Source organism: Streptomyces sp. NPDC028991 (assembly GCF_055564775.1).
Window position 1 is genome coordinate 1 of the sequence record NZ_JBVHVP010000012.1, and the last position, 20,959, is coordinate 20,959.

At 72.5% G+C, this 20,959-nt stretch carries 19 protein-coding genes; 4 read left to right on the top strand and 15 right to left on the bottom strand.

The annotated features are described in order from the left end of the window. Positions 1–138 precede the first annotated feature (138 nt). The 3 genes from ACZ4V1_RS22635 to ACZ4V1_RS22645 all read right to left on the bottom strand — a co-directional run bounded on the left by ACZ4V1_RS22635 (position 139) and on the right by ACZ4V1_RS22645 (position 3,162). Complete coding sequence (locus ACZ4V1_RS22635) at positions 139–1,713, bottom strand: MDR family MFS transporter (protein ID WP_468339262.1); 1,575 nt, start codon at positions 1,711–1,713, stop codon at positions 139–141. A 98-nt stretch (positions 1,714–1,811) separates the two neighbouring features. Further along, on the bottom strand, positions 1,812–2,492 hold the full coding sequence (locus ACZ4V1_RS22640; RefSeq protein ID WP_468338899.1) for a TetR/AcrR family transcriptional regulator: 681 nt from the start codon (positions 2,490–2,492) through the stop codon (positions 1,812–1,814). Positions 2,493–2,577: 85 nt separating this feature from the next. Further along, a complete protein-coding gene (locus ACZ4V1_RS22645) occupies positions 2,578–3,162 on the bottom strand; it encodes a rhodanese-like domain-containing protein (RefSeq protein ID WP_468338901.1) in 585 nt (194 codons plus the stop codon). Between the two features lie 89 nt (positions 3,163–3,251). Between ACZ4V1_RS22645 and ACZ4V1_RS22650 the strand changes: the two genes are divergently transcribed. Then, on the top strand, positions 3,252–3,530 hold the full coding sequence (locus ACZ4V1_RS22650) for a metal-sensitive transcriptional regulator (protein WP_003978241.1): 279 nt from the start codon (positions 3,252–3,254) through the stop codon (positions 3,528–3,530). Positions 3,531–3,543: 13 nt separating this feature from the next. Here the strand turns inward: ACZ4V1_RS22650 and ACZ4V1_RS22655 are convergent, their stop codons facing one another. Both ACZ4V1_RS22655 and ACZ4V1_RS22660 read right to left on the bottom strand, forming a co-directional pair. Continuing rightward, positions 3,544–4,287 carry a sulfite exporter TauE/SafE family protein gene (locus ACZ4V1_RS22655; RefSeq protein ID WP_468338904.1) on the bottom strand — a complete coding sequence of 248 codons (744 nt, stop codon included), beginning with the start codon at positions 4,285–4,287 and terminating at the stop codon, positions 3,544–3,546. Continuing rightward, positions 4,284–5,666 (bottom strand): rhodanese-like domain-containing protein, encoded by a 1,383-nt coding sequence (locus ACZ4V1_RS22660; protein WP_468338906.1) that lies wholly within the window; start codon positions 5,664–5,666, stop codon positions 4,284–4,286. Before ACZ4V1_RS22660 ends, ACZ4V1_RS22655 begins: the two co-directional genes overlap by 4 nt. Before the next feature lie 375 nt (positions 5,667–6,041). Here ACZ4V1_RS22660 and ACZ4V1_RS22665 point away from each other — a divergent pair, with 375 nt between their 5' ends. Further along, entirely contained in the window at positions 6,042–8,432 is a 2,391-nt protein-coding gene (locus ACZ4V1_RS22665; RefSeq protein ID WP_468338908.1) for a phosphoketolase family protein, read from the top strand. Further along, positions 8,429–10,804, top strand: a complete 2,376-nt coding sequence (locus ACZ4V1_RS22670) for a glycoside hydrolase family 65 protein (RefSeq protein ID WP_468338910.1) — start codon at positions 8,429–8,431, stop codon at positions 10,802–10,804. The genes ACZ4V1_RS22665 and ACZ4V1_RS22670 overlap by 4 nt, the downstream gene beginning before the upstream one ends. A gap of 13 nt (positions 10,805–10,817) precedes the next feature. On the opposite strand, the gene ACZ4V1_RS22675 is transcribed toward ACZ4V1_RS22670, so the two are convergent. The 10 genes from ACZ4V1_RS22675 to ACZ4V1_RS22720 form a co-directional block, all read right to left on the bottom strand. Further along, complete coding sequence (locus ACZ4V1_RS22675; protein ID WP_468338912.1) at positions 10,818–11,261, bottom strand: hypothetical protein; 444 nt, start codon at positions 11,259–11,261, stop codon at positions 10,818–10,820. A 334-nt stretch (positions 11,262–11,595) separates the two neighbouring features. After that, positions 11,596–12,834 carry an arginine deiminase gene (locus tag ACZ4V1_RS22680; RefSeq protein ID WP_468339264.1) on the bottom strand — a complete coding sequence of 413 codons (1,239 nt, stop codon included), beginning with the start codon at positions 12,832–12,834 and terminating at the stop codon, positions 11,596–11,598. 76 nt (positions 12,835–12,910) lie between these two features. After that, a complete protein-coding gene (locus ACZ4V1_RS22685; protein ID WP_468338914.1) occupies positions 12,911–14,365 on the bottom strand; it encodes a basic amino acid/polyamine antiporter in 1,455 nt (484 codons plus the stop codon). Positions 14,366–14,574: 209 nt separating this feature from the next. Beyond that, the gene (locus ACZ4V1_RS22690) at positions 14,575–15,438 is read right to left on the bottom strand and encodes a DMT family transporter (RefSeq protein ID WP_468338916.1); all 864 of its coding nucleotides are present in this window, start codon (positions 15,436–15,438) and stop codon (positions 14,575–14,577) included. Positions 15,439–15,532: 94 nt separating this feature from the next. Next, on the bottom strand, positions 15,533–16,291 hold the full coding sequence (locus ACZ4V1_RS22695; RefSeq protein WP_468338917.1) for a hypothetical protein: 759 nt from the start codon (positions 16,289–16,291) through the stop codon (positions 15,533–15,535). A gap of 265 nt (positions 16,292–16,556) precedes the next feature. Beyond that, the gene (locus tag ACZ4V1_RS22700) at positions 16,557–16,895 is read right to left on the bottom strand and encodes an SCO0607 family lipoprotein (protein WP_468338919.1); all 339 of its coding nucleotides are present in this window, start codon (positions 16,893–16,895) and stop codon (positions 16,557–16,559) included. A 73-nt stretch (positions 16,896–16,968) separates the two neighbouring features. Next, a complete protein-coding gene (locus tag ACZ4V1_RS22705; protein WP_468338921.1) occupies positions 16,969–17,931 on the bottom strand; it encodes a hypothetical protein in 963 nt (320 codons plus the stop codon). A gap of 53 nt (positions 17,932–17,984) precedes the next feature. Then, positions 17,985–18,557, bottom strand: coding sequence for a DUF488 domain-containing protein (locus ACZ4V1_RS22710; protein WP_468338923.1), 573 nt, complete (start codon positions 18,555–18,557; stop codon positions 17,985–17,987). A 47-nt stretch (positions 18,558–18,604) separates the two neighbouring features. Continuing rightward, entirely contained in the window at positions 18,605–19,618 is a 1,014-nt protein-coding gene (locus ACZ4V1_RS22715; protein WP_468338925.1) for a GlxA family transcriptional regulator, read from the bottom strand. Positions 19,619–19,805: 187 nt separating this feature from the next. Then, the gene (locus ACZ4V1_RS22720; RefSeq protein WP_468338927.1) at positions 19,806–20,297 is read right to left on the bottom strand and encodes an FBP domain-containing protein; all 492 of its coding nucleotides are present in this window, start codon (positions 20,295–20,297) and stop codon (positions 19,806–19,808) included. Between the two features lie 71 nt (positions 20,298–20,368). Between ACZ4V1_RS22720 and ACZ4V1_RS22725 the strand changes: the two genes are divergently transcribed. Further along, the gene (locus tag ACZ4V1_RS22725; protein WP_468338929.1) at positions 20,369–20,938 is read left to right on the top strand and encodes a TetR/AcrR family transcriptional regulator; all 570 of its coding nucleotides are present in this window, start codon (positions 20,369–20,371) and stop codon (positions 20,936–20,938) included. Positions 20,939–20,959 lie beyond the last annotated feature (21 nt).

Sequence of the window (20,959 nt, forward strand, 5' to 3'; positions counted from 1 at the left end):
CCGCTTCCCCCTTTCTACGCCGCCCGCCTTTTTTTCCGCTCCGGCATACCTATCCCGTCTACTACCTCGAGAGCGTCCGCTCCCCCTCCCCCCCCCCCCCCCCCCCCCCCCCGCTGCTCGCGTACGCCGGCGGACGACTCAGGCGACGGGCGCCGCCGGGCCCTTGCCGGCCCGCGCGGAGGAGGCCTCACCGGCCTCCTCCGCGAGCCGCTCCATACCGCTGGTGGTCTTCAGCGGCTTCTCCTTCAGGAACACGACGGCTACCAGCGCCAGCAGCGCGAACGGTGTCGCGATGAGGAACAGGTCGGCCGTGGCGACACCGTAGGCATGCTCGACGACGGACCGCATCGGGCCGGGCAGCGTGGACATGTCCGGGACGCTGCTCTCGCCCGAGCCCTCGCCGCCGGGCACGGTGATACCCGCGTCACCGAGTCCCTTGGTCATCTCACTGGCGACCCGGTTGGCGAGGATCGCGCCGAGGACGCTGACGCCGATGGTGCCGCCCATGCTGCGGAAGAAGGACAGCACCGAGGTCGCAGCGCCCAGATCGGCGGCGGGCACGTCGTTCTGCGCGGCCAGCACCAGGTTCTGCATCAGCATGCCGACGCCGACGCCGAGGATCGCCATGTAGAGGCTGAGCAGACCGAAGTGCGTCTTCGCGTCGATCGTGGCCAGCAGCGCGAGGCCGACGGCCATCAGGACGGCACCCGCCACCAGGTACCGCTTCCACTTGCCGGTCCGGCTGATCACCTGTCCGGCGGCGGTGGACGACACCAGCAGGCCGAGGATCATCGGCAGGCTCATCAGCCCCGCGACGGTCGGCGACTTGCCCAGGGAGACCTGGAAGTACTGCGAGAGGAAGACGGTCCCGCCGAACATGGCGACGCCGACCAGAAGGCTGGCGACGGTGGTCAGCGTGACCGTGCGGTTGCGGAAGATGCCGAGCGGGATGACCGGCTCGGGGGTACGGGCCTCGACGAGGACCGCGGCGACCAGCAGCAGCACGCCACCGCCCGCGAGCGCACCGGTCTGCCAGGAGGCCCAGTCGAACTCGTTGCCGGCCAGCGAGACCCAGATGAGCAGTGCGCAGACGCCCGCGACGATCAGGAACGCGCCGAGCCAGTCGATGCGCACGTCGCGCTTCGTCACCGGCAGCCGCAGCGTGCGCTGCAGCAGCGCGATGGCGAGCAGCGCGAACGGCACGCCGATGAAGAAGCACCAGCGCCAGCCCAGCCAGGAGGTGTCCACCAGGACCCCGCCGATCAGCGGACCGGCCACGGTGCCCACGGCGAAGACGGCACCGAAGATGCCGGCGTACCTGCCCAACTGGCGGGGCGGGATGACGGAGGCCATCACGACCTGAGCGAGGGCGGTCAGACCGCCCGCGCCGATGCCCTGCACGACCCGGCTGAAGATCAGCAGTCCGACGCCCTCGGAGAAGCCGGCCAGCAGTGAGCCGACCACGAACATGGCCAGCGAGAGCTGGAGCAGCAGCTTCTTGTTGAACAGGTCGGAGAGCTTGCCCCACAGGGGCACCGTCGCGGTCATCGCGAGCAGTTCGGAGGTGACGACCCAGGTGTAGGCGGACTGGCTGGCGCCCAGGTCGGCGATGATCGTGGGCAGTGCGTTGGCCACGACGGTGCCCGCCAGGATGGCGACGAACATGCCCGCCATCAGACCCGACATGGCCTGGAGTATCTGCCGTTGGTTCATGGCGGAGGGAGGCGCGTCGGCGGGCGCCTGAGCTGCGGTCACGGCATCTCTTTCGGTGATGGTGTGGTGAAGTCGCGCCGGCGCCCGGCGCGCGGTGGTCACGCGGTGGGCGTCGGAAGTCCGGCGGCGAGAAGTGTGAACACCTCGTGGAAGACGTCGAGGAAGGCAGCCTCGTCCTGGTGGGCGGACCAGTGGTCCATGCTGGTCCGCACCGCGGCGTGCGCCACGGCGGCCAGCAGCCGCGGGTAGAGGCCGGGTGCCGTGGGCCGTTCCTCGCCGGGTCCGGACCCGGCGGGCGTCCCGGACCGGTCGCCTGCGGCGCCGCGGAGGCGTTCGGCGATGGCTTCGGCCAGGTCCGCCTCGGCCGCCATGTGCGCTCCGACGCCGCGCGCCAGGAGGTGCGGTGAGGCGTGCAGCACTTCCGCGTGCAGCCGCCACAGCTCGTGGTGCTGCTCGGCCTCGGCGAGTTCCGCCGCCAGGGCGCGGTGGAGGGCTTCCAGGGGGGAGAGATCGGCCGGCGCGTCCAGAACGGCGCGCCGTATGCGGCCACCCGCGTCCGCGTCGATGACCACGAAGGCGTCCTCGCGGGTGTCGAAGTAGTTGAAGAAGGTGCGCACCGACACCCCCGCCGCGGCGCTGATCGCCTCGACGGTGACCTTCTCCGCCCCGTGCTCGGCGGCGAGACGCACCGCGGCCTCGGCGAGAGCGGCACGCGTGGCCCGCTTCTTCCGCTCCCGCAGACCGCCCCTCGCGGCACTCTTCTCCGACATAAATTGCATGGTATGCAAAGATGCACGGCATGCAAAATTGGCGCGGGCGCCGGTCCCCGAAGGGATCGGCGCCCGCGCCACGAGGTCGCTCCGCTCAGCCGGCCAGTCGCGCCAGCGTCTCCTCGAACGGCACGGCGTCCCCGGCGGGCCGGTTGTGCGGAAGCCTGGCCAGTACGGCGGCCATGCCGCAGGTGTCGGTCATCCCGGAGAAGACCAGGCCCGCCCCGATCGCGCCGGACAGCCAGTGCGCGGGACGCCAGACCCGGCCCGCGAGAAAGCCCGCGGCGACGAGCGACCCGGCGGCGAGGCGCACCTGCCGGTCCATGGGCCACGGGGTCCGGGCCCCGGCCGGACGCTCGACCGGGTGGCCGGCCGCCGCCCACGCGCCCGTTCCGCCCTCGAGGGTGGCCGCCTCCACGCCACGCGCCGCCAGCCGTGCGCAGCCCTTGGCCGAACGGTTGCCGGAGGCGCACACGAGCAGCAGCGGGCCACGCGCGGCGGCCGCCGCGAGGGCGTCGGCGGCCTCGTCGAGCCGCTCCAGCGGAACGTTGTGCGCGCCGGGGAGGTGGCCGCCCGCGTACTCGCCGGGGGAGCGGACGTCGACGACGGTGAACTCGCCGATGCGGTGCAGGGCCTGGCCGGTGCTCAGGGTGGTGGTCGATGCGGTGGGGGTGATCACGGAAGGGAACCTCTCTCGTTGCCGCGCCTGCGCGCGGTAGGATACCCGAGGGGGTATGTAGGTCAATGGGGCTGTGCGGAGGAGTGGGCGTGGAACTCGACATGTCGGCCGACGAACTGAAGTCGGCGCTCAACCGGCTGCGGCGGGCTCAGGGGCAGCTCGCGGGAGTCATCCGGATGATCGAGGAGGGGCGCGACTGCGAGGACGTGGTCACCCAGCTCGCCGCCGTCTCCCGGGCCCTGGACCGGGCCGGTTTCTCGATCATCGCCACGGGCCTCCAGCAGTGCATGACCAGCGACGACCCCGAGGTGCGGGACTCGGCGCAGATGCGGGCCCGGCTGGAGAAGCTCTTCCTCTCCCTGGCCTGATCCGCCGGGCGGCTCACAGTACCGCCGTGGCGCCCATCGCCATGGCGACGGCGAGCAGTACGGCGCCGAAGACGCGCCGCAGCGTCCCGGCGGACACCTTCGCCGCCAGCCGCCTGCCGTCCCACGCGCCCAGGACCGCGGTGGCCAGGAACGGCACGATCAGCGCGAGATCCAGGTGCACGGCGCTGTACGCCCGGGCCGCGAGGGCCACCAGCGCGTTGGCCATGACGACCAGCAGACTGGTGCCCACCGCCGCGCTCATCGGCACGGCCAGCACCGTCACCAGCGCGGGCACCGCCAGGAAGCCGCCGCCGACCCCGAGGAACCCGGTCACCGCGCCCAGCCCGGCCCCGGCACCCGCGGCCCGGACGCCCGACACGGTGCCGTTCCCGCGTGGTGCCCGGCGGCGCAGCATGTGCAGGCCGGCCACCGCGGCCAGGGCCGCGAAGACCAGTGTCAGCACCGCCTCGGGGGCTCGCGCGGACAGGGAGCCGGCCACGGCGGCGGGCAGCAGACCCGCCGCCGCGAACACCAGCCCGGCCCGCCAGCGCACCGCTCCGGCCCGGGCATGGGCGACCAGGGCGGTGACCGACGTGACGATCACGACGACCAGGCTCGCGGTCGTCGCCGCGGCCGGACTGTATCCGAGCAGGTAGATCAGCGCGGGCACGGTGAGGATGCTGCCGCCCGCTCCCAGCGCGCCCAGTGACAGGCCGGCCACGGCACCGGCGAGCAGGGCGAGGACCAGCGGGGTCATGCGGCGCTGTCGTCCGCGGGCCCGGCGAGCCGGAGGCCGGCCTCGGCCGCCGCCGCGAAGCCGTCGTCGACCGCGACCACCTCGCGTCCGGCGGCGTCCAGCACCGAGGCGGCGACGGCCGCGCGCATGCCGCCCGCGCAGTGCACCCACACGGTGCCCGGCGGCACCTCGTCCAGCCGCCGGTGGATCTCGTGCACGGGAAGGTGCACGCTGCCCTCGACCCAGCCGTCCACACGCTCGCTGTCCCGGCGCACGTCGACCACCACCACGTCCGCACCGTCCCGTCGTGCCGTGGCCAGCTCGGCGAACGTGGCACGCCGGAACGAGGCCGGCCGGGACCCGTCCACGAGCCAGTCATCCGGGGAGCCGACCGCCGCCGCGGCCGGCCGGTCGATGCCCACCCGGGCCAGCTCCCGCTGGGCACGGGCGAGGTCTTCGGCACTGTGGGCGAGCAGTGTCACCGGCTTGCCCCACGGGATCATCCACGCGAGATAGGTCGCGAGCCGTCCGTCGACCTCGAAGTTGAACGACCCGGCGACGTGACCGTCGGCGAAGGCCACCCGGCCGCGCAGATCCACGACCCACTCACCGGCGGCGAGGCGCCGGGCGATCTCCCGCGCGTCGGCGGGCCGGGGCTCGGTCAGGTCCACGGGGGCGGGGCCGTGCGCGTTCACCGGCCCCATGTGCGTGTAGTAGGCGGGAACGTCGTCGAGCCCGGCCAGCAGCTCCCCGACGAAGGTGTCCACGTCCTGGAGGAGCGCCGGGTTGGCCGCCTTCTCGGCACCTATGGTGCTGTGCTCGCCGCCGGCCGGGGAGGAGGAGCAGAAGCTCCCGAAGCCGTGCGTCGGCAGCACGGCCACCCGGTCCTCCAACCGGTCCGCGAGACGGTGCGCGGAGGCGTACTGGGCGCGGGCCAGCTCCTCGGTCAGCCGCGGCTCCACGAGATCGGGCCGGCCCACGCCGCCGATCAGCAGCGAGCCGCCGGTGAAGGCGGCCACCGCCCGCCCCGACTCGTGAAGGACGTACGAGGTGTGGTGCGGGGTGTGGCCGGGCGTGGCCACCGCGCGCAGCTCCAGCCCCTCGTCGACCGGCTCCACGTCCCCGTCCGCCACCGCCACGCGCGCGTACGCCACCTCTGCCCCGGCCGGCACCAGGTAGCGCGCGCCGGTGAGGCGGGCGAGCTCCAGGCCGCCGGTGACGTAGTCGTTGTGCACGTGGGTCTCGGCGACGGCGGCGATCCGCGTCCCGCGCCGGGCGGCCTCGGCGATGACGCGGTCGATGTCCCGCGGCGGGTCCACGACCACGGCCGAGCGGGCGCCGCCCACCAGATAGCTGCGGTTGCCCAGCCCCTCGGTCTCCAGGACGTCGACAAAGAACACGGCGCACTCTCCTTCCCTATTACCCCCCGGGGTATCTCTCCTCCACCACCGTAACAGAAATACCCCTGGGGGTATCAAGGGCGGGTATGGGGGCCGATGCCCCCTCCCGTCGCGCAGGGCGGTGCTGGTACGGGTCCTGGACAACTCCTGCGTGCGCGGAAGGAGTTGGGGTACACGGTGCCTCAGCACGGTCGGCACCGGGGTCGGCGCCGGTGGCGGCCGTGCTGCCCACCTCTCCGGTGCCGGCCCGTTCGCACACCGACGTGACCCGAACGGCCCTGTCGGGTACCCGAGCGGTCCACGCGGGGTTGGGATGGGCACGGGGCATGGTGCCCACACGGCCCGACCGCTGTCCCGACACGGAAAGGACCACCGATGCCCGCCGACACGCAGCAGGTGCCCTCCGGGCTCACGGACGAGGAGCTCGCCGGCCTGGACGCCCACTGGCGCGCCGCGAACTACCTCTCCGTCGGTCAGATCTACCTGATGGCCAACCCCCTGCTGACCGAGCCCCTGCGCCCCGAACACGTGAAACCCCGGCTGCTCGGCCACTGGGGCACTTCACCCGGCCTCAACCTGGTGCACACCCACCTCAACCGGGTGATCAAGGCGCGGGACATCGAGGCCCTGTGCATCTGGGGCCCCGGCCACGGAGGGCCCGCCGTACTGGCCAACTCGTGGCTGGAGGGCTCGTACACCGAGACCTATCCGGACATCACCCGGGACGCGACCGGAATGGCCCGGCTGTTCAAGCAGTTCTCTTTCCCCGGCGGAGTGCCCAGCCACGTCGCGCCCGAGACACCGGGCTCCATCCACGAGGGCGGCGAACTCGGCTACTCCCTCGCGCACGCCTACGGTGCCGCCTTCGACCACCCCGGCCTGGTGGTCGCCTGCGTGATCGGCGACGGCGAGGCGGAGACCGGCCCGCTGGCGACGTCCTGGCACTCCAACAAGTTCCTCGACCCCGTGGGCGACGGCGCCGTCCTGCCCATCCTGCATCTCAACGGCTACAAGATCGCCAACCCGACGGTGCTCGCCCGCCTCCCCGAGGCCGAGCTCGACGAGCTGCTGCGCGGATACGGCCACGACCCGATCCACGTCACGGGTGACGAGCCGGCCGCCGTCCACCGCGCGATGGCGCACGCCATGGACACCGCCCTGGACCGCATCGCGGCCATTCAGCGTGCCGCCCGTGAGGAGGGCGCGGGCGGCCGCCCCCGCTGGCCGGTGATCGTACTGCGCACCCCCAAGGGCTGGACCGGCCCGGCCGAGGTCGACGGCCTGCCCGTGGAGAACACCTGGCGCGCCCACCAGGTCCCCCTGCCCGCCGTACGGACCGACCCGGAACACCTGAGGCAGCTGGAGCAGTGGCTGCGCTCCTACCGGCCCCGGGAACTGTTCGACGACACCGGAGCACCACGCCCCGGCGTCCTCGCCGCGGTCCCCGAGGGCGCCCGCCGGCTGGGCGCCAGCCCCTTCGCCAACGGCGGACTGCTGCTGCGCGAGCTCCCCATGCCGCCGCTGGAGAAGTACGCCGTCCCCGTCGGCGAACCCGGAACGAGCACGCACGAACCCACCCGGGTCCTCGGCGACCTGCTCCGGGACGTCATGGACGCGACCGCCGACCGGCGCGACTTCCGGCTCGTCGGCCCCGACGAGACCGCCTCCAACCGCCTCCAGGCCGTCTACACCGCCAGCGGAAAGGCCTGGCAGGAGCAGACCCTGCCCGTCGACGAGGACCTCGACCGGCACGGCCGGGTGATGGAGATCCTGTCCGAACACACCTGCCAGGGCTGGCTGGAGGGCTACCTCCTCACCGGCCGGCACGGACTGTTCTCCTGCTACGAGGCGTTCGTCCACATCGTCGACTCCATGGTCAACCAGCACGTCAAATGGCTGCGCGTGACCCGCCGCCTGCCCTGGCGCGCCCCCATCGCCTCCCTCAACTACCTGCTCACCTCCCATGTGTGGCGCCAGGACCACAACGGCTTCTCCCACCAGGACCCCGGCTTCGTCGACCACATCCTCAACAAGAGCCCCGAGGCCGTACGGGTCTACCTGCCGCCGGACGCCAACACCCTGCTCTCCGTCGCCGACCACGCCCTGCGCAGCCGCGACTACGTCAACGTGATCGTCGCCGGCAAGCAGCCCTGCTTCGACTGGCTGTCCATCGAACAGGCGCGGGTGCACTGCGCGCGCGGTGCCGGCGTCTGGGACTGGGCCGGCACCGAGGACGGCAGCCGCGAACCCGACGTGGTGCTCGCCTGCGCGGGCGACGTCCCGACCCAGGAGGTACTGGCGGCGGCCCAGCTCATCCGCCACCACCTGCCCGGACTCGCCGTACGCGTGGTCAACGTCGTCGACATCGCCCGGCTGCTGCCCAGCGGCGAACACCCGCACGGCATGAGCGACTTCGAGTACGACGGCCTGTTCACCGCCGACAAGCCGGTCATCTTCGCGTACCACGGGTACCCCTGGCTGATCCACCGCCTCGCCTACCGCCGCACCGGCCACGCACATCTGCACGTGCGCGGCTACAAGGAGATCGGCACCACCACCACACCCTTCGACATGGTGGTCGGCAACGACATGGACCGCTACCGCCTCGTCATGGACGTCATCGACCGCGTACCCGGCCTCGCCGTGCGCGCGGCCGCCGTACGGCAGCGGATGGAGGACACCAGGCTGCGCCACCACGGCTGGATCCGCGAACACGGAGTGGACCTGCCCGAGGTCGCCGACTGGTCCTGGGAGGGCTCGCGGTGACGGCGACACCCTCCACCTGGGACTACGACCACTACGACCCCGCGGACGAGCGGCTGCGCGAGTCGCTGTGCACACTCGGCAACGGCTACTTCGCCACCCGGGGAGCGCTGCCCGAGTGCGTCGCGGACGACGTGCACTACCCGGGCACCTACGTGGCCGGCTGCTACAACCGGCTCACCTCCACCGTCGCCGGACGCGAGGTGGAGAACGAGGACATGGTCAACCTCCCGAACTGGCTGCCGCTGCGCTTCCGGATCGCAGGCGGGGACTGGCTCACGCCGGACACCGCCGAGGTGCTCGACCACCGCCAGACCGTGCACCTGGACTCGGGCGTGCTGGAGCGCCGTACCCACTTCGGGATCGGCCAGGGACGCGTGCTGTCCGTGCGCCAGCTGCGTCTGGTGCACATGGCCGACCCCCACCTCGCCGCGATGCGCACGGAGTTCACGGTCGACGCGGGCACGGCCGACCTCGACGTGGAGGCGGCCCTCGACGGCGGCGTCACCAACTCCGGGGTGCCGCGCTACCGGGACCTGGAGGGCCGCCACCTGACCCACGTGCACACCGGCGTCGCCGACGACGGCACCGTATGGCTGCGCTGCCGCACCCGCACCTCGGACATCCGGGTCGGCATGGCGGCCCGTACGACGGCCGACGCGCCCGTCAGCCCGGCACGGGAACACCTGCGGGTCACCCAGCGCACGGCCCCGCGTGCGAAACCGGGCCGCACCGTCATCGTCGACAAGATCGTGGCCCTGCACACCTCACGGGACCCGGCGATCAGCGATCCGCTGCAGGCCGCCGTCGACCGGGTGACCGACGCACCCGGCTTCGACGCGCTGCTGGCGACGCACCGGACGGCCTGGGGCCAGCTGTGGCGCCGCGCCGAACTCGACGTACCCGGCGAGGCGGGCAGCATCCTGCGCCTGCACCTCTTCCACGTGCTGCAGACCCTCTCCCCGCACACCGCCGACCTCGACGTGGGCGTACCGGCCCGCGGACTGCACGGCGAGGCGTACCGGGGGCACGTCTTCTGGGACGAGCTGTTCGTTCTGCCCTACCTCAACCTGCACTTCCCCGAGGTGTCCCGGTCCCTGCTCCACTACCGGCACCGCCGCCTGGAACGGGCCCGCGCCGCGGCCCGCGCGATCGGCAGGCGCGGCGCCCTGTACCCGTGGCAGAGCGGCAGCGACGGACGCGAGGAGACCCAGCAACTGCATCTCAACCCGCGTTCGGGCCGCTGGCTGCCGGACCACTCGCACCTCCAGCACCATGTGGGATCGGCGATCGCGTACAACGTGTGGCAGTACTGCGAGGCGAGCGGCGACGAGGAGTTCCTGCACACCAAGGGTGCCGAGATGCTGCTGCAGATCGCGCGCTTCTGGGCGGACTCCGCCACCTGGGACGAGCACCTGGGGAGGCACCGCATCCGGGGCGTGGTCGGCCCGGACGAGTACCACGAGGCCTACCCCGGCGCCCTGGAACCGGGCCTCGACGACAACGCGTACACCAATGTCACCGCCGCCTGGGTCCTGACCCGCACCCTGGAGGTCCTGGCGGACCTGCCCGAGCCCCGCCGCCGCGAACTCGTCGAGCGCACCGCCCTGGACGACGGCGAACTGGAACAGTGGGAGGACGTCTCCCGCACCCTCCACGTCCCCTTCCACGAGGGCGTCGTCAGCCAGTTCGACGGCTACGGCGACCTCGCCGAACTCGACTGGGAAGGCCTTCGCGAACGGCACGGCGACATCAGGCGCCTCGACCGCGTCCTGGAGGCCGAGGACGACAGCGTCAACAACTACCAGGCGTCCAAGCAGGCCGACGTACTGATGCTGGGCTACCTCTTCTCCCCGGCCGAACTGCGCTCGCTCTTCGAACGGCTGGGGTACCGCCTGGACGAGGCGACCTGGCAGCGCACCGTCGACTACTACCTGGCCCGCACCAGCCACGGCTCCACCCTCAGCGGACTCGTCCACGGCTGGATCCTGGCCCGGGCCCGCCGCGCCGAGGCCTGGGCGTTCTGCCAGGAGGCACTCAAGGGCGACGTCGCCGACCTCCAGGGCGGCACCACCGGCGAGGGCATCCACCTCGGCGCCATGGCCGGCACCCTCGACCTCGTCCAGCGGGGCCTGACCGGACTGGAGACCCGCGCGGGCGCCCTGTGGCTGGACCCGGTGCCGCTGCCGGAACTGTCGTCGTACGAGTTCTCCATCCGCTACCAGGGCCACTGGGGCGTACGACTGCGTCCGGAGCACGGCAGCCTGGAGATCGCCGTGCCGGAGTCCGGTAGCCTGCCGTTCGACGTGCGGCTGCCGGACCGTGCGGTGCGCCTCCAGCCGGGCGACACCTGTCGGCTGGCGCTCCCGGACTGACCTGCCCGGACCGTCAGGCCCACAGGGGGTAGGTCACCACGCGGGGGAACCCCTCCGGCCTGCCGTCGGTGTAGGTCAGCGTCATCCGGGTGTAGTGCCGCTCGCCCGGGTCCTTCTCCCAGGCCCGCGGCTGGTCGAGCCGGACGGTCACGGGATACGAGTGGAACGTGCCCGCCGCGCAGTAGGGCTCGCAGTCGTTGATGGCGTTGGTGCCCCGGCCCACCGCGGCGTCGGCGTCCCAGCGCAGCCAGCGCAGCGAGACCAGGCGGCTGTTGCCGTCGCCGCAGGCGAGCAGGAAGGCCTCCGGACGTACCTCCGGCCGCGAGGAGCAGTCCACCAGCACGGGGTCCCGCGTCTGCTGTGTCCGTGCCGTCTGTTCCGCCGGTGGTGCGGCGGAGGCCGTGCCGAGGGATGCTGCGAGCGCGGCGGCGGCACAGAGCGTGACCGCTGCCCTCATCCGGTTCCTGCCCATGTCCGCTCCCGGCTGTCTCGGGGTCGCCTGTCTCCGCATCTCCCCGTACCGACCGTACGGCCGGGTCCCGAAACGCACCACTCGTACGGAGCAGCGCGTGCTCCGGTCGCATCCACCGTGTGACCGTCGGGCCCGGGCGCAGCCACCGTCGCCGCCCCGGTGTCTCATGCCGTCGAGAACGGCGACCCATCAAGCGGAGGACCGCGGCACGCGAACTCCCCGGCAGCGTGCACACGGCACTGCACCGGTGGCTGGAGCAGGCGTACGGGTTCTGCCGGTGAGGCGTGGCGCGCCGCTCGCGGGGCGCCACGCCGGACGGTCAGAAGTCGACGGGGTCCCGCACCAGCGGGCACGTCATGCAGTGCCCTCCGCCGCGGCCCCGGCCCAGTTCCGCGCCCACGATGGTGACGACCTCGACGCGGGCCTCGCGCAGCAGGGCGTTGGTGAGGGTGTTGCGGTCGTAGGTGAACACCACGCCGGGTTCCACGGCGACGGCGTTGTTGCCGCTGTCCCACTGCTGGCGTTCGGAGGCGTAGGCGTCGCCGCCCGTCTCCACCACCCGCAGCGAGGACAGCCCCAGCGCCTTGGCGACGACGTCGACGAAGGGCGTGGTGCCCTCGTCGACGATCTCGAAGCCGGGCGCCCGGTCGCCGGGGCGCAGGGAGAAGGTGTGCACCCCGTCCATGATCCGGGGGTAGAGGGTGACCACGTCGCGGTCGGCGAAGGTGAAGACCGTGTCCAGGTGCATGGCGGACCGCAGCTTCGGCATCCCGGCGACGACGACGTGCCGCGCCGCGCCGTTGCGGAACAGCGCGGCGGCCACCTGGGTGACGGCCTGCCGCGAGGTGCGCTCGCTCATGCCCATGAGGACGACGCCGTTGCCCACCGGCATGACGTCGCCGCCCTCGAAGGTGGCCTGGCCCCAGTCGAGTTCGGGGTCGCCCCACCACACGGTCGAACCCTTGAAGTCGGGGTGGAAGGTGTAGACCGCCTTCATCAGCAGTGTCTCGTCGTGCCGCGCCGGCCAGTACAGCGGGTTGAGGGTGAGCCCGCCGTACAGCCAGCAAGTGGTGTCGCGGGTGTAGAGCGTGTTGGGCAGGGGCGGCATCAGGTACTCGCGCGCGCCGGTGGATTCGCGGGCCAGTGTGAGGTGGGGGGAGCGGAAGTCCTCGGGCAGGTCGCTGGTGGCGAGCCCGCCGACGAGGTACTCGGCCAGTTCCCTGGGTGACAGCGTCTCCAGATAGGCGCGGGTCGCGTCGATGAGGCCGATGCCGACCTGGTTGGCGGTGATCTTCCGGTCCAGGAGCCACGCCTTCGCCTCCGGGATCGCCATGATCTGCGCCAGCAGGTCGTGCAGTTCCACCACCTCCACCCCGCGCCGGCGCAGTTCGCCGACGAACGCGGCATGGTCGCGCTGGGCGTTCTCCACCCACATCACGTCGTCGAAGAGCAGGTCGTCGGAGTTGGTCGGGGTGAGCCGCCGGTGCGCGAGACCGGGGGAACAGACCAGGACCTTGCGCAGCCGGCCGACCTCGGAGTGGACGCCGAGCGCGGGCATCGCGGCGCCTTCGTTGCTGTTCACACGGCCTCCTTGAAGGATGCGGGACGAGGTGGGGAGACGACGGGGACGCGGCTCACAGGCTGATCCACCCGGCCGCCAGGGCCACGACGCCGAGCACCGCCCCGACCACGGAGACGGCCAGCACGACGAGTTCCCCGGGTGAGAACAGCCGCCGGCCCTGCTCTCGGCGGGCCATCACGAACAGGGCGGTCGCCGGGGCGTAGAGGATGAAGGAGACCAGCAGGAACTTGAGTCCGGCCGCGTACAGCAGGAACGCGGTGTACAGCGTGGCGACGACGCCGACGGCCAACTCGCGCCGGGAGGTCCGCCCGCCCACCGTGAGCGGGCCGGCGCGGGCGCCGATCCGCACCGCGAAGCCCGCCGCGAGCAGATACGGGATCAGCGAGAGGGCGCCGGTCAGGTTGAGCGCGAAGTCGAAGGCGTCGTCCGAGAAGCTGGTGGCGACCAGCATCGCCTGGGTGAGCAGCGAGGTCATCAGCAGCGCCGGCACGGGCACGTCGACGGCGTTGGCACGGCGCAGGAAGCGCGGCATGTCGTCGTCCTTGGCCGCGACGAAGAGCACCTCCGCCGCCATCAGGGTCCACGCCAGGTAGGCACCCAGCACCGACACGATGAGACCGACGCTGATGAACACCCTGCCCCACGTACCGACGGCCGCCTCCAGGACCCCCGCCATGGACGGCTGGCGCAGGCCGGCGATCTCGTCCATCGGCATGATGCCGTACGACACGATGGTCACCGACGCGAAGACGGCGAACACGCTGAGGAAGCCGAGCACGGTCGCCCTGCCCACGTCGGACCGGCGCTTGGCGTGCCGCGAGTAGACGCTGGCGCCCTCCACGCCGAGGAAGACGAACACCGTCGCCAGCATGGTGCCGCGCACCTGTGAGAAGAGGGAACCGGCGTAGTCAGTGCCGCCGAAGTTGTCGGCGAACACGCTCGGCCGGAAGTACACCAGGGCCAGGATGACGAAGAAGACGATGGGCACGAGCTTGGCCACCGTGACGACCTTGTTGATGGCGGTCGCTTCCTTCACACCCCGCCGGATCATCCAGAAGAACGCCCACAGCCCGATCGAGGACAGGACGACCGCGAGGGCGGTGTCCCCGTCGCCGAGAGCCGGCCAGATCGAGCCGACGGTCGACATGATGAGGACCCAGTAGGTCACGTTGCCCACGCAGGTGCTGGCCCAGTAGCCGAAGGCGGCGAAGAAGCCCAGGTACTCGCCGAAACCGGCCTTGGCGTAGGCGTAGACACCGGCGTCGAGGTCGGGCCGGCGTACGGCGAGGGACTGGAAGACGAAGGCCAGCATCAGCATGCCCGTGCCGGCGATCGTCCAGGCGATCAGCGCCCCCGCGACGCCGGTCTCCTCGGCGAACCGCCCCGGCAGGGAGAACACCCCGGCGCCCACCATCGACCCGACGACCATGGCCGTCAGCGTGAACAGGGGCAGCTTGGCGACCGGCGGGGACCCCCCGTCGGTGTCGGAAGCAGCGGCCTGTGACATGCCGTCCCTCTGGATTGCCGAGCGATTGCGACCACTGTGCATCACAAGGTGGCTTCGGGCATCTTGTCCGCTCTCGCCCCCGCGGGCACCCGCCGGTCTCTCCGGTCGCGTCCGCCGTTCCTCCGGTCGCGTCCGCGCCCGCGGTGCCGGCGACGGCACTCGCGGCCAGGATCAGCGTGGCGAGCTTCGCCACCCGCCGCGCCCCGCGCTCACCGCCCGGTGCGCAGGTCGATGCCGCGCCGGGCGAGCGTGAGCACGCCCATGACGATCAGGGCGACGCCGAGCGACTGCGGCACGACCCACCAGCCGGCGCGCACGTCCTCGCGGTAGAGGACGACACCGAGCAGGAGACTCACCGCGGCGTCCCCGAGGGTGAGGGCGGGCTGGGAGGCGACGAGGGGGCCGCCCTGCATGGCGTGCTCCAGCAGCAGCACGGCACCCACCCCGGCCGCGGCGAAGCCGTACGTCTGCCAGGTGGTCAGGAAGCCGGCCACGCCGCCGGTGTCCAGGACGCGCATGGAGTCCTTCATCAGGGCGGCGGTCAGGGCGTAGCACACCGCTGTGGCCGCACCGAGACAACCGGCGCGGGCCTTGCCGACGGGGCGCTTGAGGCCGGCCGCTGCCAGCAGTACGGCCGCTCCGGCGCAGGCCGCCAGCGCGGGTACCCAGCGGTCCAGGGGGACGTCGGCCTCGCCGCCGCCCGGTGCGGCCGCCGCCAGAGCGAGACCGAGCCCGACGACCACCCCGCCCACGGCGAGCCACATGACGGGGGTCATGTGGCGGCCCGTCATCAGGGAGGCCAGCAGCAGGGCCAGCGGAAGCTCCAGCACGAACAAGGGCTGTACGAGTGACAGCGGCCCGGTCGCGAGAGCCACCGCCTGCCCCACCCCGGCCACGACGACGGCCAGCATGCCGCCGATCCAGACCGGCCGCCGCAGCAGGTCGAGCACGAGCCCCGGGCGGAAGCCCTGGGTCTGCGGCACGCTCAGCGCGGCACGCCGCTGGAGCACCGTGGCCAGCGCGTTGCTGAACGCGGCGAGGAGTGCGAAGAGCACCGGCAGGACAACACCCATCCACCGATCCTCACCCCGTTTCCCCCCGGCCGCGCGCCGCGTCAGGACGAGGGAGGACGATGTGACCGTGCGTCGGCGCCGGGTGCGCCCGCCGTCAGTTGTCGCTCTGCGCGGACGGCTTCTCCGTTCCCGCGTCCTGCTTGTGCTTCTGCTTCGCCTCCGGTGCTTCGGTGGCGGTGTAGTAGACCGAGGTGCCCTGCTTGGAGCGCTGGGCCTGGTTCTTGGCGACGAGCCCCTCGAGGGTGGTGCGGACGACCGTGGTCTTGATGGTGCGTCCGGAGTTGGCCTGACCGAGCGCCGTGGTGACCTCGGCCGCGGAGCGCGGCTCACTCTGTTCGACGAGGTGGTTGCGCACCAGTTCCACCAGCGTGGGCCGGTCGGCGGCCTGCGTCGGAGTCTTCTTCGCCGCGGGCTTCTTGGCGGCCTTGGTGGACGGCTTGGCGGCCGGCTTGGCGGCAGGCGCGGCGCTGCTCTTCGGGGCCGGCTTGGCACCCGGCTTCGGGGCGGCGGCGCGCTTGGAAGTGGTGGCGGCCTTCCTGTTCCGGGTCCGCTTTCCGGTGGCCGGCTCCGTGGCGGCACTGTCCCGTGGTGCGGGCACGACGGCCGCGTCGGTCGCGGCGGCGGGCTCCGCAGCGGTCGCGGCCTGGCCCGTCGGGGAGGTGATGCCCAGCGCCTGCTGCATGTTCACCAGCAGGGCGTGGTCGTGCTGCAGTGCCGCCAGCTGCTGCTGGAGAGCGGTGATCTCCGCGCTGATGCGTTCCTGCTCCTTGACGTTGCGCTCCAGGTCGTCGGTGACCTGGAGGCTGTACTGCGATGCCAGTTGGGTGGCGGCCTGCGTCGTGCTCTCGGACATGGTGATGACTCTCCTCGATTCGCGGCCGTGAAGGCTCGTGAGGAACGGCGGGACATCGGGCGCGGGACATGGGGACCATGCCGATCGGCGCCCGGCAGCGGAGAACCGGAGACTGCCGCCGACTGCGCTGACACACAGATAGTACGGACGGACGGCGCCTGTTGTTCCCGTGTTTGCTGCCGGGCCGGTATACCACGTATGGCCGCCAACGTGGTATGTGCCGCGGGTTGCTCGTGCGCCTGTTCGGTGCGCGGACGTCCGGCACTCACCCGCCGTCGGGAACCTCGACGATGTTGCCGTCCTTGTCGACGGTGTGCGTCTGCCAGTAGGTGTCCCACTTGTCGCCGACATGCTCGGGGACCTTGCCCTCGGGGTAGCGGGTGTAACCCTCGGGCGGTTCCTCGCCCTCGGGGACGCACGCGCTGCCGGTGCCGCCGATGGTCATGACCGGATACTCGCCGCCGCCGCAGCTCGCCTCCCGCATGGAGCAGCCGGTCAGGACCGCGGCGGCGGTCACGCAGGCCAGGGCGAGGCCCAGGGCCGACCGCGTCGTGCGGTGAGGGCTCCCGGGTGTCGGGCGGTGAACTCGGGCGTTGGTACGCATGGTTGGCTCCCCATCGGTGGCTGGTACGGCAAGCCTCCCCCGGCGGGGGGACGCATCTCATGAGTAGGAGTACTCAGTCGGGTGGGCCGGACTGCCTGGCCCGGCCGGCCAACCGGTCCACCTCGTGCGCGGCCTCACGTGCCTCCCGCTCGGCCCGGGCCAGCGCGTCCGCGGCCGCATGCCTCCGTTCCTCGGCTTCCCGCCGCTCCCGTCCGGCCCGGTCGAGTTCCTGGTGTGCCCGCCCCAGCCGTCGCTCCGCGGCGGACACTTCCTCGCGTGCCCGGTCGTGTGCCTCGCCGGCCCGCCGCAGTGACGCGTCGGCGTCGGCCACTTCCGCGCGTGTGTCGCCGAGTTGCCGCGCGGCCTTCTCCGCGGCCCGTTCCGCCCGGGCGAGTTCCTCCCGCCGCTTGCGGCGCCGCTCGGCGAGTTCGTCCTTCGCCGGGCCGGCGGGTGCGCGACGGCGAGTGTCCGACCGGGGCCGCTCGCGCGGCGCGGGTGCGGCCTCCGGGGCCGTGTCCGCCGGGAACGCGAACGGCGGGGTGAGGGAGCTCTCCAGGCGTCCGCCGGCCCACCGGTCGGCGGCTGCCGGGTCCGCGAGGACCGCGCGCAGGGTCGACTCGACCTCCCGCCGCGCCGCTTGCGACAGCTGGTGCCCGGCCTCGCGGGAGAGCTGGGCCGCCTCCCGGGACAGGGCGGAGACGATGTGCCGGCGTTGCGCGGAGAGCTCCTTGAGGCCGTTCGCGTCCAGGGTGCGGTGTGCCTCGCGCAGTGCCTGTCCCAGCTCCAGGAACCGCCTGCTCTCCTCCGGCTGGCAGCGTCTCAGCAGGTTCGCCGCCCAGGCCGCCGTCGTGGGCCGGCGGGCGGCGTGGATACGGCGCGCGTCCTCCTTGCGGCCGGTGGTTCTGGCGGCCGCGGCGTGTTCCTCACGGCGGGAGACGAAGTCGGACGGCGGCGTCGCGTAGAGCTCGTCGAGGACGGACTCGACCGACTCCTCGTGGTCGCCCTTCTCCCGACGGCGACCGCCCTTGCCCTGCATGTTCCTCCACCTCCACCTCGGCCCCCGCTCCGGCCAGTACGACCGCCCCGCCGCTACGACCGTCCAGGCTCTGGCCCGGCCGCCCTCGCCGCCGCCTCCTCGTCGTCGTAGACGAGGAGACCGTCCGCCCGCAGTCGCGCTCCCGGGGTGGGGGAGTGGGCCGTCAGGCGGCCGTCGTGCATGAGGTGGTCCACGGGGGTGTCCCGGGCCAGGACGGCGAAGTCGGCGATGAGGCGTCGGTGGCACCGCCACCAGACGGCCTCGCCGCACATCACCGCGGTGCGTTCCCGCGCCGTCCGGTCCAGCAGCTCGTCCATGGCGGTGACGAAGTCCGGGGAGCGGGTGTGACCGGCGTACCCGCGGAACGAGGTGTTGCGCCAGACGACGTCGGGCGAGTCCGGCGCCGGCGTGCGGAAGCCGCCCAGGCGCCGCTCCCACCGGTAGGCGAGGCCCTCCTCGGGCATCCACCCGGCGAGCCGGTCCCGCAGCAGGTCGGGGTCGCGGCGGCTGCCGGGGGCCGTCCTGACATCGACCACGGCGGTGACATCGGCACCCCGCAGCAGTCCGGCCAGCGCCGTGCGGCCCGCGGTGCCGTGCCCGAACGTGACCAGGTGAGGCTGGGACATGTCGTCGGAGTCCCCTCGTCACCCGCGCCCATGCCTCCTGTCCGCGCTCACACCGGCCGCCCCGCGACCCGGCCGGCACTCACCCGGGCGTCCCGCCCGTGGGCCGCGCCCGGCCGGTGGCGGTCGCCGAACGTGCGCCGGTAGGCGTGCGGACTGACTCCGGTGGTGCGCTTGAAGCGGTCACGGAAGGCGGTCGGTGAGCCGAAGCCCACCTGGGAGGCGATGCGTTCCACCGAGTGCTGGGTGGTCTCCAGCAGATGCTGCGCCTGACGGATGCGGGCCCGGTGGAGCCACTGCAGGGGGGTGGCGCCGGTCTGTTCCCGGAAGCGGCGTATCAGCGTACGGGTGCTCATCCCGGCGTGGCCGGCGATGTCGGAGAGGGTGAGGTCGCGGGCGAGGTTCTCCCGCAGCCAGGTGAGCAGTGGCTCCATCGCGGAGCCCCCGGGTGCGGGGGTGTGGTCGTGGACGATGAACTGGGCCTGGCCGCCTTCGCGTTCCAGGGGCATGACCGAGAGCCGGGCGGCGTGGGCGGCGACCGCCGAGCCGTAGTCGCGGCGGATCATGTGCAGGCACAGGTCCAGCCCCGCGGCGGCGCCGGCCGAGGTGAGGATCTGCCCGTTGTCGACGTACAGGACGTCGGGGTCTACCTCGACCTTCGGGTGGGCGGCGGCCAGCAGGTCGGCGGCGACCCAGTGGGTGGTGGCCCGCAGGCCGTCGAGCAGTCCGGTGGCGGCCAGCGGGAAGGTGCCCGCGCAGATGGACGCGATGCGTGTGCCGTGCGCGGCGGCCGTGCGCAGCGCGTCGCGGACGGCGGGGGAGAGCGGCGCCGAGGCCGCGGCCGTACCGGGCACGATGATGGTGTCCGCGTCCCGGAGCCCGTCCAGCCCCCATGGTGCGCGCAGCGTGAACGCGCCCGCGTCGATCTCTGGCTGCTCGGCGCACACGCGGATCTGGTAACCGGGGCGTCCGTCGGGCAGCCGGGTGCGTTCGAAGACTTCGATCGGGGTGGACAGGTCGAACGGGATCACCTGGTCCAGCGCGAGAACGGCGACGGTGTGCATGGCCAGAAGGTACCTTCCCGCGGACCGGCGGACGTCGCCCCCTGCCGCCGGCGGACCCGCTGCGGACCAGCTCGGCACACACACGTCCACACCGTGGCACCATCCCGTTGATCGATGTCACCCGTGCCACGGGGAGGCCGGGTCCGGGCCGCGGTCGTCGGCCGGCCGTGCGTCGAAGCGGCGCCCGTCAGGCGATCACTTTCTCGACGAACGCCGCGAGGTTCGCCACGGTCCGCCGGATCTTCTCCTCGAGCGTGATCGTCTCGTGCAGTCGCGCGCCGGCGCCCGTCTCCCGCTTGCCCCGCACGTACAGCGAGCAGGCCAGGTCGCTGCATATGTAGGCGCCCACCGAGTTGCCCTGTTGCCCGGCCTTGCCCGCCTTCGGCGCGACCATCAGGCAGACGCCGCCGGAATGGGTGGTCAGACACATCGAGCACATGCTGCGGCGCGTCTGCCAGGAGGCGGTGGTGGAGGAGCGCAGCGCGAGTGCCGTCGGGCGGCCGCCCAGCTCGGTCACGAGGTAGGCGCGGTCCGGCGCCTGGGCATCCCGCCAGCCGAAGTAGTCCAGGTCGTCCCACGGCCGGTCGGCCAGGTCGTGGGGCACGGTCAGGCGCTTGGCGGCGCCCTTGGTGCAGTTCACGAAGGCGGCACGAATCTCTTTGTCGGTCAGGGGTTTCATATAACGCAGGCTAAGTTGCCTACAAGGTTTAGGCAAGTGCATAATAGGTTCAGGCGAACGAGAGGTTGATTATGGTGCGGGTGGGGCTGACCACGGACCGACTGGTCCGGGCGGGCGCGGAACTGGCCGACGAGGTCGGCTTCGACCAGGTGACGGTCTCCGCGCTGGCCAGACACTTCGACGTCAAGGTCGCGAGTCTGTACTCGCACGTGAGGAACTCCCAGGACCTCAAGACCCGGATCGCCCTGCTGGCCCTCGCCGAACTGGCCGACCGGGCCGCCACGGCGCTGGCCGGACGGGCCGGCAAGGACGCCCTCGCGGCCTTCGCGAACGTCTACCGCGACTACGCCCGGGAGCACCCCGGCCGCTACGCCGCGGCCCAACTGCGGCTCGACCCGGAGACCGCGGCGGCCAGCGCGGGCGTCCGCCACGCACAGATGACCCGGGCCGTCCTGCGCGGCTACGACCTGGCGGAACCCGACCAGACCCACGCCGTCCGACTCCTCGGCAGCGTCTTCCACGGCTACGTCAGCCTGGAGTTGGGCGGCGGCTTCAGCCACAGCGCCCCCGACACCCAGGAGACCTGGACCCGGATCGTGGACGCCCTCGACGCCCTGCTGCGCAACTGGCCCGCGGCCTGAGCCTCCCTGCCCCACGGACCA